Annotated in this window: 11 protein-coding genes; 2 read left to right on the plus strand and 9 right to left on the minus strand. The window is 59.9% G+C overall.

The annotated features are described in order from the left end of the window. Window positions 1-28: 28 nt before the first annotated feature. The 9 genes from GA0061101_RS22930 to GA0061101_RS22975 all read right to left on the minus strand — a co-directional run bounded on the left by GA0061101_RS22930 (window position 29) and on the right by GA0061101_RS22975 (window position 10,449). Window positions 29-1,294, minus strand: coding sequence for a flagellar hook protein FlgE (locus tag GA0061101_RS22930; RefSeq protein ID WP_037203282.1), 1,266 nt, complete (start codon window positions 1,292-1,294; stop codon window positions 29-31). A gap of 272 nt (window positions 1,295-1,566) precedes the next feature. Next, the gene (gene rem / locus GA0061101_RS22935; protein WP_037203280.1) at window positions 1,567-2,238 is read right to left on the minus strand and encodes a transcriptional activator Rem; all 672 of its coding nucleotides are present in this window, start codon (window positions 2,236-2,238) and stop codon (window positions 1,567-1,569) included. Window positions 2,239-2,518: 280 nt separating this feature from the next. After that, entirely contained in the window at window positions 2,519-3,106 is a 588-nt protein-coding gene (locus tag GA0061101_RS22940) for a transglycosylase SLT domain-containing protein (RefSeq protein ID WP_037203279.1), read from the minus strand. Then, window positions 3,054-4,670, minus strand: a complete 1,617-nt coding sequence (gene fliK / locus GA0061101_RS22945) for a flagellar hook-length control protein FliK (RefSeq protein WP_092575039.1) — start codon at window positions 4,668-4,670, stop codon at window positions 3,054-3,056. Before fliK ends, GA0061101_RS22940 begins: the two co-directional genes overlap by 53 nt. A 2-nt stretch (window positions 4,671-4,672) precedes the next feature. After that, entirely contained in the window at window positions 4,673-5,977 is a 1,305-nt protein-coding gene (motC, locus tag GA0061101_RS22950) for a chemotaxis protein MotC (protein ID WP_092575040.1), read from the minus strand. 3 nt (window positions 5,978-5,980) lie between these two features. Then, window positions 5,981-7,417 (minus strand): MotB family protein, encoded by a 1,437-nt coding sequence (locus GA0061101_RS22955; protein WP_037203276.1) that lies wholly within the window; start codon window positions 7,415-7,417, stop codon window positions 5,981-5,983. After that, on the minus strand, window positions 7,414-8,046 hold the full coding sequence (locus tag GA0061101_RS22960; protein WP_092575042.1) for a FliH/SctL family protein: 633 nt from the start codon (window positions 8,044-8,046) through the stop codon (window positions 7,414-7,416). The genes GA0061101_RS22955 and GA0061101_RS22960 overlap by 4 nt, the downstream gene beginning before the upstream one ends. A gap of 247 nt (window positions 8,047-8,293) precedes the next feature. Further along, on the minus strand, window positions 8,294-9,271 hold the full coding sequence (locus tag GA0061101_RS22970; RefSeq protein WP_092575044.1) for a flagellin N-terminal helical domain-containing protein: 978 nt from the start codon (window positions 9,269-9,271) through the stop codon (window positions 8,294-8,296). 257 nt (window positions 9,272-9,528) lie between these two features. Next, window positions 9,529-10,449, minus strand: a complete 921-nt coding sequence (locus tag GA0061101_RS22975; protein ID WP_034513677.1) for a flagellin N-terminal helical domain-containing protein — start codon at window positions 10,447-10,449, stop codon at window positions 9,529-9,531. Between the two features lie 438 nt (window positions 10,450-10,887). Here GA0061101_RS22975 and GA0061101_RS22980 point away from each other — a divergent pair, with 438 nt between their 5' ends. Continuing rightward, complete coding sequence (locus GA0061101_RS22980) at window positions 10,888-12,375, plus strand: pyridoxal phosphate-dependent decarboxylase family protein (protein ID WP_092575182.1); 1,488 nt, start codon at window positions 10,888-10,890, stop codon at window positions 12,373-12,375. After that, the gene (locus GA0061101_RS22985; protein WP_092575046.1) at window positions 12,369-13,631 is read left to right on the plus strand and encodes an ATP-grasp domain-containing protein; all 1,263 of its coding nucleotides are present in this window, start codon (window positions 12,369-12,371) and stop codon (window positions 13,629-13,631) included. Before GA0061101_RS22980 ends, GA0061101_RS22985 begins: the two co-directional genes overlap by 7 nt. The last annotated feature ends 89 nt before the right edge of the window (window positions 13,632-13,720 follow it).

Raw genomic sequence — 13,720 nt, forward strand, 5'->3', positions numbered from 1 at the left:
GATACCCTATCCGTTTTAACGTTGGAGTTTAACGTTGGAGGTTGACGAGAACGTCGAGAAGATCGGAACCGGCCTGGAAGACCTTCGAGTTCGCGGTGTAGCTCTTCTGCGATACGATCATATTCGTCAGCTCGGTTGCGAGGTCGACATTGGATTCCTCCAGTGCGTTGGACTGGATGTAACCGAACCCGCCGCTCTGAGGCCAACCGCTGACCGTTACGCCGGACACACCATTCGCCGAATAGACGTTTCCGGTTTCCACGGTCAGATTGTCCGGGCTTGACACGGTGGCGAGCGGAATGCGGTAGAGTGCCTTGGTCGAGCTGTCCTTGTAGACGGCGTTGACAGTGCCATCCTTACCGACGGTGACGCTCGTCACCGGGTTGGGAGCCTGACCGTTCATCTTGCCGGTGGCGCTGAAATCGGTGGCTACCTGGGAGAAGCCGGTCATATCCATGGCAATCGTCTGCGAGTTGGATCCGAAGGTGACGTCGAACGTCCCGCCCGATGTCAGCGCGCCATTGCTGTCGAACGTCAGGGTCGTGCTGCCGACGGGGCCTGAAGAATAGGGGAACGGCGTGTCACCCGAAGCGGCGTCAGCCTTGTTGTAGATCGAGACATCCCAGGTGTTGTCCGCAGTCTTGGTGTAATAGACGTCGAAGGTGACGGCGTTGCCCTGACTGTCGTAGCCTGTGATCGACGCCTTGCTCGTGTCGGTGGTGACCGGCGCCTGGTTTTCGGACGGCAGATATCCGGTCGCGCTGCTGGTGGCGATCTTGGCATTGGAATTGAGATTGCCCGACATGGTGCCGGTCGTCGTTGCGACCGCTGTTACGCCACTCTGGGTCACATTGATCGGCACCATGCCACCAAAGCCGTTGACAACAACCGAAGGGGAGCCAGCGGCGGCGGAATAGCCCATCAGCGTAAAGCCGGCGGAATTGACCAGGTTGCCGCTGGCATCGGGCGAGAAGTCGCCGGCGCGGGTCAGAAACGTTTGTCCCGCCGCGCTCTGAACGACGAAAAAGCCGTTACCCTGGATTGCAAGGTCGGAGCTCGAAGTGGTGGCCGACACGTTGCCCTGTTGCGAAATCGCATAGTGAACCGAAGTCTCCACGCCGCCGGAATTGTAGCTGCCGCCGGAAGAAGGCAGCACGAGCGAGGAGAAGCTCGTCGACGCCTCTTTGTAGCCTGTCGTGCTGGAGTTGGCGATGTTGTCCGAAACGGTCCCCAAACGATTCGCCTGTGCGTTCATCCCTGAAACCGCGGTTTTCATGCTACCGAAAATGCTCATCTGGAATCCTCGTTTTCCTTCTTGCGACTGAGAGTAGGTGGCGGGCCTTGCGTGAAGCTGTCTGAGAGGAGGAAAAGTCATTCGTCGCGAGGCGACTTTTCGAAGAGCGTCGCCTTGCATCCGCCCGCGCATCAACGAGACGGCAAATGGTAAGAGACGACGCACCTTAGAAAGAAAACACAGCCTGACGACTGCTCAAGCAAAAGCCCGAGAATCGCTGGATTCTCGGGCTTCTGCTTGAATTCAACTGACTGGAGGCAGGATCGGGAGCTTCAGCTCCAATCGATGCAGTAACCCAGGAAGCGCTTGGAATCGACCGGATCGAAACCAAGCTTCTTGCGCAGCTTCTTGCGCAGCTTCGAGATATGGCTCTCCACCACATTTTCTTCGACTTCCTCATCGAAGATGCCGTAGATCGCATTGAAGATTTGCGTCTTGGTCACCCGGCGGCCGCGATTGGCGATCAAGTATTCCAGGATGCGCCGCTCACGCCGCGGCAATGCAAAAACATCACCGTTGATTTCCGGGTCGCGACCATCGGCAAAGATGCGAATCGCGCCAATATCGGTGTAGTTGGTGATTGCCTTGAGCCTACGGCGGATTGCCGCGGCCCGTGCCAGGATCTCCCGCGGATGCACCGGCTTGCGGACCACATCGTCGACGCCACAATCAAAAAGCGCAAGAGTCGATTCGAGCGAGGGATGATCGCTGACCGCGATGACGGGTGCCATCGTCCGGTCACGGATCGCCCTGGGAAGCTCGTATACGTGCTGTCCCTGCCCGATCAGAAATGCTTCGACTGCCGCAATATCGCCCTCTGCCGCCGTCGTGACCCATTCGCCAAATTCGCGAGGATCAAATCCCGTGGATGGGATGCCTTCCCGTCCAAAAAGTGAAGTATATCCGTCTTTAACAAGCTCTCGCTCATCAACCACTACGATCATTCGTCCGCCTCCGAATCAGTGTGGTGTTTCGATGAACTATGGGTACGAATCGGGCGAATCACGAACAACTGTCGGAAATGAGTGACGGGAATTAATAATTGATTAACTTTCGAGGGGCGATTTGCACTAGATATAGTAGGTGCTCGGCAATTTACACCGATAAAAAAGTAGTTAGTTATTACATTATTAATATATGTAATTCAGGCCATCTCGCGACTGTCAACTCCATCGAAAGAGTTAGTGACGGCTAACCGGAAGGGGTATGCAACCTATAGGTTGTCTAGTCCTGGCAGAAGGTCGCCGCGTTGGGCGTCCATTTTCCATAGCCGGTGGCAACCAGATTGGCGATCACGCGACAGACATAGACCTTCTGGGCGGGGTTATTGTTCGGACCGGCATGGTATCTAGCTACCGCCATCGTCCATGTCTCATGCTGGTCATGGAGATTGCGGAGAAACTTTGCGGCATACTCGACGTTACTGCGAGGATCGAACATAGCGGCAACAGAGGGAAAATTCTCGCCGTGGAAATACTGGTTTATCTGCATGCAGCCGATATCGATAAGCTTTGCGCCGTTCTGTCGCGCTGCGGCGAAAGCTTGCAGAGCGGCATTTTCGGACGGCGGGAAGACCGGCCGGCCTTCAATATTGAGGGCGTAAGGATAGAGCGAACCCTTGCGTCCCGTTTCCGTCAACCCGACCGAGTAAAGAATTCCTTCCGGTATTCCGTATTTCGCGGCGGCCGACTGAATTTCACGTTCGCAGAGGCCGGCCGCACCGTTGTCGGGTGGCGTCGCGTTTCCGGATGCGAACGCCTCACAGGTAAACTGCGCCAGAGCGAGAACGCTGAGCGTTGCCAGCAGCGCCATCTTCCACGCCGCGCTCACCCGAGCTGCGATTGCCGTCATTGCCATTTGCCTGCTGTCCCGAATAGTTCTGGCCCTTCGGACGTGCATCGCCGCCTTGCCCCTGGTTCAAGAGGGATTGCTGTTGCGACTGCCCCGATCCGGATTGCCGGCTGCCGCTGTCGGACTGCTGATCCGCATTCGAAGCCATGGTCACCGTGATGCTGTCGACCTGATAGCCCTGAGCCCGCAGCGCATCGACCATGCGGCTCTGATCGGCATGGAGCTGTCTGTAGGCCTCGCCCGTCTGCACCTTCAGGTCGACGCTCAACTGGTCGCCGGAGAGCCGCATGGTGGCCGTGACATCGCCGAGATTGTCGGGACGCAGCTGGATCTTGAGGGTGTTGACGACCTTGCCGGTGCTCGTCAAGCTTGCTGCGTTGGAGAGCGCCGAGCCCGGCTGCATCGCAGCCGACCATTCGCGATCGCCGGCAAGCGAACCGGCAACGAGCGCCGAGTTGGGGCTGGCGGTCAGGCCCAGATAGCGGCGACTTTCGAGCACTGTGACCGCCTGCCCATCGCCGTTCGCGGAGGCCGCCACATTGACATCTGCCGCGTCGTGACCATTCTTGGTGATCGACATGTCGAGCGCGCCGCCTCGCCCGTCTGCGCGTGTCAGCCGAAAGGTCTGCGCCGCATCCGCTCCATTGCCGTCGCTAGGCAACGCCGCCGTATTGTCCGACGAGTCTTGCGTCAGCGCCGCATTGCCGAGCACAGCTCCCTGAACCTTCGTATCGCCGCCTGCAGCCTGACTATCTGGGACCGTTACGCCTTGCACCGCGGCAACGGTCTGCGGAGCGTTGAGGAGTGACAAGGCGTCAGAGATCGTGCCAGCCGCATGGGCGGATTGCGTTAGTAAAGACTTACCGTCATCCGTCGTCGAGGTGCCTTTGCCGCCCTTTACGACCGGTGCCTTGCCGTCACCTTCGGCTGGCGCCGGCTGGTCAGCGGCTGCGGCCACCTCGACCAGCTGCTGCGCCATATCCGCAAACTGATCCAGGACCTTGGGCTGCGCCGGCACGTCACGCGCCTCGGGAGAAGGCATAGCTGGATCAGTCGTCGCTGCGGTCGGATCGGTCGTTGCCGCGGCCGGGTCGGTATCGGAACCGGCCGAAATGGCTTTTTGAAGCTCTATCAGAGATTTAGAGAGGGTCGCCGTCCCGGCACCCTGCCCGAGCTTGGCGCCCTTGGGAAGGCTGGGAAGATTGGCGAGATCGGCGGCGGAAGTATCGATCATTCCAGCCCCGGCATTGATGCTTTCATCGATAGCCGGAGTGCTGGGAGCCGGAGCGTCAGGCGCCTGATCGCCCGATGCCGCCTTCCCGGTGTCCGCATTCCCGTTCATATCGGCAGCGGCTTTCGCGTCCGTGCCGGCACTCGTCCCGGACGTGTTACGTCCGTTGCCGAGTGAGCCGGTCAGCGCATCCAGAAATCCCTTGCCGTCATCCTGTTTTCCCGGGCGCGCACCCTTGGAGGAAGCAAGAACATCCACCCCTGAAGAGGCGCCGGATATACCGATGTCGTTCATGATCAGTGACTTTCCTGCTTCAACATGCCGTCGATCGCATCAAGCTTCGAACGGCTCGTCGTGACGAATGCGTTGAACGAAGGGTCGGCCTCCTGCCGCCCTCCCTCCGGGGTAAGAGCAGCGCTTGCCGCGGCTCCCTCCTCAACACCCGCCGTGCCGGGCAATTGGCCTCCCGGTTGATTCGTCACAGCAGCATCGTGTTCAGTACTCTGTTGGTTGGGCAGGTTAGGAACAGTGCCTTGCCCGAGGCTTGCGGGGTCGGGTGCGCGTAGAATCTCCTGCGCCACCGCCTTGGCGGCATCGCGCAACGCACGATCCTCCGCGTTCAGTTCACCCGCAGGCATCTGGTCGAGATTGTTGACCGCCGATTGCAAAGCTGGCGTGGATACGCCCGCAACCCCGCCGTAGAAGCCCGCCAATGCGCCGAAGGCGTCGCTGCCGTCGTTTGATATCGCCTGGGCACGACCGGCCGCGAGCGTCGCGAGATCGGACTTGCCGGCGATCGCCGCACGGCGTGCCATACGCAGATAGATTTCCCGTTGCCTGGGAGGATCCATGAAGGAGAGGATATCGACGATATCCTGCTGTTTGACAGCGGAGTCGTGATCGACGACCAGCTGCACGAAAAGATCGGCGAACTGGCTTGCATAGGGCGAATGCAGAAAGCGCCTCGTGTAGCGCCGCGCGTATTCGAGCCCTGATGGCACCAGCCCGGCATCGGTGCACAGGGCAAGCGAACGTCGAAGTGCCGATTCCTCCACGATCGTCCCCGGCGCGGTCAAACGCGCCCAGTCATAAAGCTTCAAGGCCGCCGTCGGGTTCTTTCCGGACATCACATTGCCGGCAACCAGTGCGAGGTAGGGGCCGATCGGCTTGTCACGATATTCCCTGGCAATGTCGGCGAGCGTGTTGACGACCAGAAGACCCTTGCCGTTCAGATACTTCCTGAGAACGTCGGCAACCCGGTTGTCGAAATTGCCATTGACGTCGCGCGACATCAGATATTCGAGCGTTGCCGGATTGCCACCGCTCATCGTGTAGATCAGGGCAGCATCGACGTTACGGTCGTCGTCGAAGACCGCCTTGTCCACATTGCGCAGGCGCTCATCGATGGTGGCCAGCATGAAACGCTGCATTTCACCGGCGGAGCTGTCGCCTGCGACGACGGAATCCTGGATGAATTCGAGCGAGCGCAGCATCTTGTAGAGTGGCAGGACGTCCTGCCCCTCGGCGCGAACACCACCCGGCACGAGCATGCCGAAGGTCAGCGCGAGCACAAGGCTATGACGATGCTGTTTGCGCGCCATGGACTATCCCTGTTTGCCTTGACCTGACTTGCCCTTGCCCGGAATGGGCTTCACGGGGTTCTGGGTATCGGGAGGTGCCTGGTCTTTCGACGCCTGGCTCGACGGGTTCGCAATCAGGATCTCGATACGGCGATTGGCGTCGTTGAAGGGATCGTCGGGCAATTTCAGGCGCCGGTCTGCAAAGCCGGAGACCTGTACGATCCGCTTCTCATCCAGTCCGCCGCTGGTCAGCATATAGTAGGCACTCTGGGCGCGGTCGAGCGACAGCCGCCAGTTGTCGTTGCGGCCGCCAACCATATAGGGGCGGCCGTCGGTATGACCCCGGACCAGGATCGATCCCTTGCGCTCCGCCAGGATCTTGCCGATCTTCTCCATAGCCATCACCATTTCCCGGCGCGGCACGGCGGAGCCTATGTTGAACATCGGATCGTTGCTCTGGTCGGAGATCGTCACCAACAGACCGCCTTCGGTCGACGTAACCTGCAGACCCTCGGCCAGCTGGCCCGCGACACCGTTGATCTCAGACTGTATCGCCTGCTGCAGTTCCTTGGCTTCCTGCTGCTGCGCCTTGGTCGGCGTCGTGCTCTTGCCCTGCGCCACGGCGGCGTTGTCCTCGAAGGTCGAGGCATCGCTTTGCCCGGCGGCGCTCGCGGTCTGTGCCGACTTCCCTGCCCGATTGTTCTGCTGCTGCGCGCCGGATGCCTGCTGCTCGCTCACCGTCGGTTGCTGTTCGGGGGTCTGCAGCTGATTGGCCGGCTGGCCGGTATCGGCCGCGGTTGCCTTGGAAAGTGCGATGACTTCGCCCTTTGGCGACTGATCCGACTTGGCGGACTGTTCCTCGTTCGCATTCTTCGACGCGCTGGAGACCTTGACCTGCTTGGTCCAGAAATCCGGATCGAATGGATCGCGATAGGCTTGACCGCCGTCCGCGCCCGTGGCCGGACCCGACTGGGCGGCACCGCCCTCACCCTTGGCGCTGACATTGGCCTGCTGACCGACTTCCTGTGCGATTTCCGCCAGGACCGAATAGGGGTTCTCGAAGAAGTCGGCCTCCGAGTAGTTCGTCTGGTCGCCGGAGGTGGACGTCAGGTCTTCGCCAGTCTTGGCGGATTTGCCGTCGTTCGGTCTGTCCTGCGGCTGATTTGACTTCTGCTGATTCTTCTCGCCTTCAGCCTGGTCCACAGGCTTCTTGACGCCCTTCTCCGTCGGCTTCTCATCGGCAAGCTTGATCGGATTGAAATAGGAGGCGACCGAGGCCTTCGTCTCCTCGTTTGCAGCGTTCACTAGCCACATCACCAGGAAGAATGCCATCATGGCCGTCATGAAGTCGGCATAGGCGATCTTCCATGCGCCTCCGTGGCCGCCTTCGTGATCGCCGCCGCCATGACGCTTGACGATGATGATCTCGTGCTTGCCCTGATTTTGATCGCCGTCGCTCATTTCAGAATCTCTCTCAGACTGGCGGCCCAGGCGGACATGCGCGTCACAAGAACGCTATCGCCGATGGTAACGGCGAGATCGACATCCGGCGCTTCGACGTGGCGCAGGAGAGCGCCATCGTCGCCGAGATGGTCTTGAAGGGCTTCAAAGAGATGATGCGGCCCACTGACCACCATCGGGCCGGCGCTGCCGTCGAGGATCGCTGCCTTGACCAGATCGGCAAGATCGGCGACGGCGCTGGCGGTCAGCGTTTCGGTCATGATCGGTGCAAGCGCCGCGGCGGCTTCCGCGCTGATCGCCTGGCCGAGCATCGCCGCCATACGCGTCATGTCCGCCGCAATCCTTTCCGCTGCCTGCTCCTCGTAGCGCGCTCGGAGGGCATCGATTTCATTGCGGAACGAGTCCGCCATGGCATCGAGCTCAGCCTGATGCTTCTCAGACAGTTCCTGCGTGGCCGCCTCGTGCCCTTCCGCATATGCCTCGCGGCGCTCCGCCTCGATATCAACCGGCGGCTCTACCGGACTATCCGGAACAAAGGCTGTCTCGCCGAATGGCATGTCCGCCACGTCGGAAGGTGGCGCCTGCTCGGCACTGAAATCCTTGAGGTATCGGGATAATACCAAGCTCACGCGTGTATCTCCCCGTTCGCATCGGCATGGCGTTGCGAGTGGATGCCATAAGAGGGCCGAACAATTCCCATGCTCAAAACGTCGATCATCACGCTTCCGGTTTCCGTCCTGTGGCTGCGCTGCCGGAAATGACGACTGATGTCATCGGCAAACTGCGCAACCATGCCACTGCGATGGACCGTAGGCAGTCAAACTTGTGCGAGGATGAAGACGGGACCGCTGCCGATCTGGCCGCGCCGCCCCACCATCATTTCCCCTGAAGGAGAATCAACACCTTGCTCGCCATGCTATTGGCGATCGACAACGACTGAACGCCCATCTGCTGCGCCGTCTGAAGGGCATTCTGCCGCACCGATGCCTCTTCCATGTTCGTATCGACAAGATCGCCGACACTGCTCTTGATGGCGTCACTGAGCTTTGAAATATAGCTGGACTGATCGTCGATGCGCGACTTCATCAGGCCAAGGGTCGAATCCGCCGCGGTTGCAGACGTCAGAAGCGAATTCGTGACATTGAGCATATCCGTCAATTCAGCGTCCGTCGTGCTGTTCGAGATCGCGATTTCCGTCCCACCTGCGGGCGTCGTGCCGCTATCGGCGGCCAGAAGATAATAGTTGCGGGCCGTAGTGCTGCTGCTCGAGGTGTCGAGCGTGCTTGCATCGACATTCTTCGTCAACAATCCGCGGCTCGGATCGACAGTATCGATCATCAGGGTTTGCGAACTGTCGTAGTTGATCGACACGGGGCTTATCTGCCCGCTGGCACCGCGGGTGAAGTTGCTGATTACGGATTGCTGCGTCGCGGCCTGCTGATCGGCATTGTAGAGCCAGTTCTCGCCGGAGAAGGACGCTGACTGCGTGACCGATTGCAGCTGACCCTTGAGCTGCTGAATATCGGCATTGACGGCATCCTTGTTCGTGCCGGACTCCTTTGCAGAAACCAGCTTGGTCTGGATCTGGGTCAGCAGGCTTACGACGTTGTCCATGGCCGTGGACGCCGTGTCGACCTTGGAGGAGCCGAGGCCGAGTGCGTCCGTAATCGTGGAAAGACTGCTCTGGTCCGAGCGCATCGTTGTCGCCATCGACCAATAGGTGGGATCGTCGCTTGCAGTTTGGACGCGAAAGCCGGATGAAACCTGCTGCTGCACGACACCCAGGTCTTTGTTGACTCCGCGTAACACGGTCAGTGCCGCGGACGTGGCGCGGTTCGTCGTCACATTGCTCATCTGAATATCCGTAATTCCATTGGAACTGGCAAACCGGGCCGATCCGGCAGCAACGATTGGCCTCATGCCCACCAGCGGGAGATATCCCAGCACGGCCCGTCGCTAAAACAAGGTGCCGAAATCGCTCCAAAGAGATCGAAAAACGGCCCAGCGCAGAAAACTGCAAATCAGTTACGCGGCAAGGTTAACAAAAGCTTATGCGCGGCGACAAGAGAGAAAAGCCGCCGCGCCATCTCAACGTAAGCTCCGGTCAAGGCTCACTTGAAGAGCGCCAGGACGTTCTGCGCGCTGCTGTTGGCGATTTGCAGCGATTGGATCGCCAGTTGCTGCTGCGTCTGCAACGCCGAAAGCTTGCTCGACTCTTCTTCCATGTTCGCATCGACGAGCTTGCCGACGCCCGAGTCGATCGTATCCCGCAGGGAGGAGACGAAGCCGGTCTGCAGATCGATGCGGGTCGAGAGCGAACCAAGCTGCGAAGCGGTGCTTGTCATGGCGTTGAGGGCGCCCTGTACAAGGTTCATCGATTTGGCGATATCACCGCTCGTCATGTTGGTGATATCGAGGCTGAAGACGGAATAGGATGTGCCGTTGATATCCTGCTTGGTACCGAGGATGCCCGAACTTGTATCGATGGCGCCTGCGGCATCCGCGCCGAACATGACATTGCCCTGCGACCCGGTATCGAAGCTGTAGCTGGTGCTGTTGACGGCAACAGTACCGTCATTGTTGCGCACAAAGGAAGAAACGACGGAAGCCGACGCGCCATTGGCAGCATACATCCAGTTTTGTCCGGAGAAGGACGCGGACTGGGCAATGCTCTCCAACTGCTGCTGAAGCTGCGCGAGCTCCTCCTGCACATCAGCCTTGCCGACGCTGTTTTCGGTTGCGGCGACGAGCTTGTCCTTGATCTGCTGAACGACGGTGATGGAATTGTCCATTGCCGTATAGGCGGTATCGACCTTGGCGGCACCCAGCCCCAGCGCGTCGGAGACGGCGGAAAGCGCGCTGTTGTCGGAGCGCATGGTGGTTGCAATCGACCAATAGGCAGCGTTGTCGGATGCCTTGGCGACGCGAAAGCCGGATGAAACCTGGCTTTGAGTAGTTTCGAGGTTCGTATTGATGGAGCGCAGAGTCTGAAGAGCGGACATTGCCGCGTTATTGGTGAGGATGCTGGTCATCGAAGGGTGCCCCTTGTGGCTGAATTTGGAAGGGACATTCCGGTCTGCGGCCGGGAACGGCAATCAGCCTCATGCTTGTTAACCGGCTCTTAAGAGTGGTTAACCAACCGTTGCGTTAGCTGCAAGTGACAGCATTAGCCTTAACAAAAGGTTAATGCCGCGCGTAAAAGTTAACGGAATCATACTTTCTGGAGAATAGCTGATCCAGCCCTCGGGGATTCCACATCCACCACCTCGCATTGCGTATGACAAAGAACTTTTCGCTTCACGTGCATGAAAGCATCGATTTCGGGGTGATCTTGCCGTTTTGGAGCGTTTGAACAACGCAAGTCAGCCTCGCGCCATCTTGGACGGCATAGCATTGCGCCGATCCGACGAATGTCGAGTAAGACGCGGCCAGGCGGCAATGTCGGCACAGCGGCCGAATACGAGGTGATGATGTTTAGCTTGCAGGAGGCCGGGCGGGTGGCGGATGATCGCCATCAGCGGACGAGCCTCGATCCCGACGACTGGCAGGCCTTGCGGAAGCAGGGCCATCAGATGCTGGACGACATGTTCGATCATCTGCAAACACTTGCTGCAAAGCCGGTCTGGCAACCCGCTCCGTCTTCCGGACGCGCGCTATTCGATGCACCGTTGCCCGTCGAAGCAAGCGACCTCGAAGATGTCCATGCGATTTTCCGCGACAACATCCTCCCCTATGGCAGCGGCAATATCCATCCGGGATTCATGGGCTGGGTGCAGGGCGGCGGCACGGTTACCGGCATGCTTGCCGAAATGCTCGCTGGAGGGCTGAACGCCAATCTCGGCGGCCGAGACCATATGCCGATCGAGGTCGAACGCCAGATCATCCGCTGGACACGCCAGATATTCTCGTTTCCGGATACGGCCGGCGGCATATTCCTGACCGGCGCGTCTCAAGCCAATTTCGTGGCGGTGCAACTTGCAAGATGCCGCAAGCTCGGCGTCGATGTTCGCGCGACGGGGCTATCCGACGAAGCTCGCCTGGTGGCCTATGCGTCGCGTGAGGTGCATGGCTGCGTGCCGCGCGCCTTCGAGATGTCCGGGATCGGCAGCGATCAGCTGAGGCGCATCCCGGTCAACAGCGCCGGACAGATCGATATCGAAGCCTTGGAGCAGGCGATCCTGCGCGACAGGCAGGATGGGCACAGGCCGTTCCTCGTGATCGGAAGTGCTGGAACCGTGAATACCGGCGCCGTTGACGATCTGGCCGCACTGCGCGGCATCGCCGACCGCTATGATCTTCATTTTCACGTCGACGGTGCGCTGGGCGCGCTGGGTATCCTGAGCGAGGATCTCGCCGATCTGTTCGCGGGCATCGAGACCTGCGATTCGCTGGCCTTCGATTTCCACAAATGGGGCCAGGTACCCTACGATGCCGGCTTCCTGCTCGTTCGAGACAGCGAGTGGCAGCGTCAAACCTTTGCATCGGAAGCCGCTTATCTCAGCCGTGCAGCCACGGGACTTGCGGGCGGCGACTGGTGGCCCTGCGATTACGGTCCGGATCTTTCCCGCGGCTTCCGCGCGCTGAAGACCTGGTTCACTCTGAAGACCTATGGCATCAAGGCGCTGGGCAATGCGATGAACGCCAATTGCATGCTGGCGCGCGACCTTGCGCGAAAGGTCGAGCGGGAGCCGGCCCTGAAGCTGCTGTCGCCTGTCGCGCTCAATATCGTCTGCTTTGCCTATGTCGGCCCCGACGGCAAGGCACCGCCGGCCATTAACGCTGATATCGTTGAACGCCTCCATGCCGAAGGCCGGGTCGCTCCGTCTCTGACCCATCTGAACGGACAGCCGGCAATCCGCGCCGCGATCGTGAACCATCGCACGCGACAGGCGGACATAGACGCGCTCGTTCAAGGCATTTTGACACTCGGTTCCCGACAGGATCTTCGCCAATGCTGATGACCAAAGCCCCTTTTGCCGCCTCGGCCTCACTGGACACGTCTGCCGCCGCCCGCATTCTGGGCATGCAGAGAATCGTATCGCTCGTCTATGCCGGCCGCGACGTGACGCCGCTCTGGAACGAGCTGATGCAGCGCGCGACGGCGGATGATACCGATGCCGCAGCACTCCTGGACCTGGCGACGATCCTGCAGACGCTGGGCCGCACCGAGGAGGCCCGCCAGATCCTGCACAATGCCGTGCAGTTGCGCCGCGATTTCTGTGTGGTCCATGGCAATGGAACCGGCCCGCACCTTCTGGCCTTCGTCACGGAAGGCGATTTCATGGCGAACACGCCGGTGGACTTCCTGCTGGCGGGCAGCAATTGTGTGTTGTGGTTGCACTATGTCGACCTCGAAACCACCGCGCTCGCAGATCTGCCGGAATATGACGTGGCCTTCATGGCAATCGGGGAATCGACCGAGAACGCGCCTCTCCTCGCCCATATGCAAAAGCTGCTTGCAGGTTTCGACGGCCCTGTCATGAACCGCAATCCCGAACTGATCAGTAGGCTGACACGCGACGGCGTGAGCGAAATGCTGGCCAATGAACCATCAATTCTCTCGCCGACCACCTATCGCGTATCACGCCAGGATCTCGTCGCCGTTGGTGCGGGTGTCAAACGCCTGGAAGACTGCGTTCCGGGCCTCGCATTCCCGCTGGTCATCCGACCGATCAGCACCCATGCCGGCCACGGAATGGAGCGCATCGTCGATCTGGCGGCACTGTCAGCCTGGCTGGAGATACAGCCCGCTCCCGAGCTTTACGTCGCGCCCTTCATCGATTTCCGCGGCCCGGACGGCTACTACAACAAGCAGCGCGTCGTGTTCATCAACGGCAGGGCTTTCGCGAGCCACATGGCGCTTTCCGACCATTGGATCGTGCACTATCTGAGCGCCGGCATGGGGCAAAGCCCGGCAAAGCGCGCCGTCGAGCAGGCCTGGATGGAGAACTTCGATACGGACTTCGCGGTTCGTCACAAGAACAGTTTTGCGGCTCTCCACCGCCACATCGGGCTCGATTATTTCGGCATCGACTGCGCCGAACTCTCCGACGGACGCCTGCTGGTGTTCGAACTCGATGTCGCGATGGTGGTCCATAATATGGATGACCCAGCCATCTATCCCTACAAGCAGGTCGCCATGCGCAAGCTGTTCGACGGCTTCGTCGATGCGGTTCGCGGCAAGGCTGGCGCAACACTTGCAGCCGCTTCGTAACGGCCACCGCAGCAGCAAGCGACGAAAAAGGAAAACCGCGCCTTTGATAGGCGCGGTTGACTTCTTGTTCAGAGATTTCGACCGGCGCG

This window comes from Martinezella lusitana, assembly GCF_900094565.1.
In the GTDB taxonomy this organism is placed as follows: Bacteria; Pseudomonadota; Alphaproteobacteria; order Rhizobiales; family Rhizobiaceae; genus Rhizobium; species Rhizobium lusitanum.

Excerpts from the sequence above, each read along its gene's own strand:
- GA0061101_RS22930 (WP_037203282.1), bottom strand. The coding sequence starts at position 1,294 with ATGAGCATTTTCGGTAGCATGAAAACCGCGGTTTCAGGGATGAACGCA.
- rem (WP_037203280.1), bottom strand. The coding sequence starts at position 2,238 with ATGATCGTAGTGGTTGATGAGCGAGAGCTTGTTAAAGACGGATATACT.
- GA0061101_RS22940 (WP_037203279.1), bottom strand. The coding sequence starts at position 3,106 with ATGGCGCTGCTGGCAACGCTCAGCGTTCTCGCTCTGGCGCAGTTTACC.
- fliK (WP_092575039.1), bottom strand. The coding sequence starts at position 4,670 with ATGAACGACATCGGTATATCCGGCGCCTCTTCAGGGGTGGATGTTCTT.
- motC (WP_092575040.1), bottom strand. The coding sequence starts at position 5,977 with ATGGCGCGCAAACAGCATCGTCATAGCCTTGTGCTCGCGCTGACCTTC.
- GA0061101_RS22955 (WP_037203276.1), bottom strand. The coding sequence starts at position 7,417 with ATGAGCGACGGCGATCAAAATCAGGGCAAGCACGAGATCATCATCGTC.
- GA0061101_RS22970 (WP_092575044.1), bottom strand. The coding sequence starts at position 9,271 with ATGAGCAATGTGACGACGAACCGCGCCACGTCCGCGGCACTGACCGTG.
- GA0061101_RS22975 (WP_034513677.1), bottom strand. The coding sequence starts at position 10,449 with ATGACCAGCATCCTCACCAATAACGCGGCAATGTCCGCTCTTCAGACT.
- GA0061101_RS22980 (WP_092575182.1), top strand. The coding sequence starts at position 10,888 with ATGTTTAGCTTGCAGGAGGCCGGGCGGGTGGCGGATGATCGCCATCAG.
- GA0061101_RS22985 (WP_092575046.1), top strand. The coding sequence starts at position 12,369 with ATGCTGATGACCAAAGCCCCTTTTGCCGCCTCGGCCTCACTGGACACG.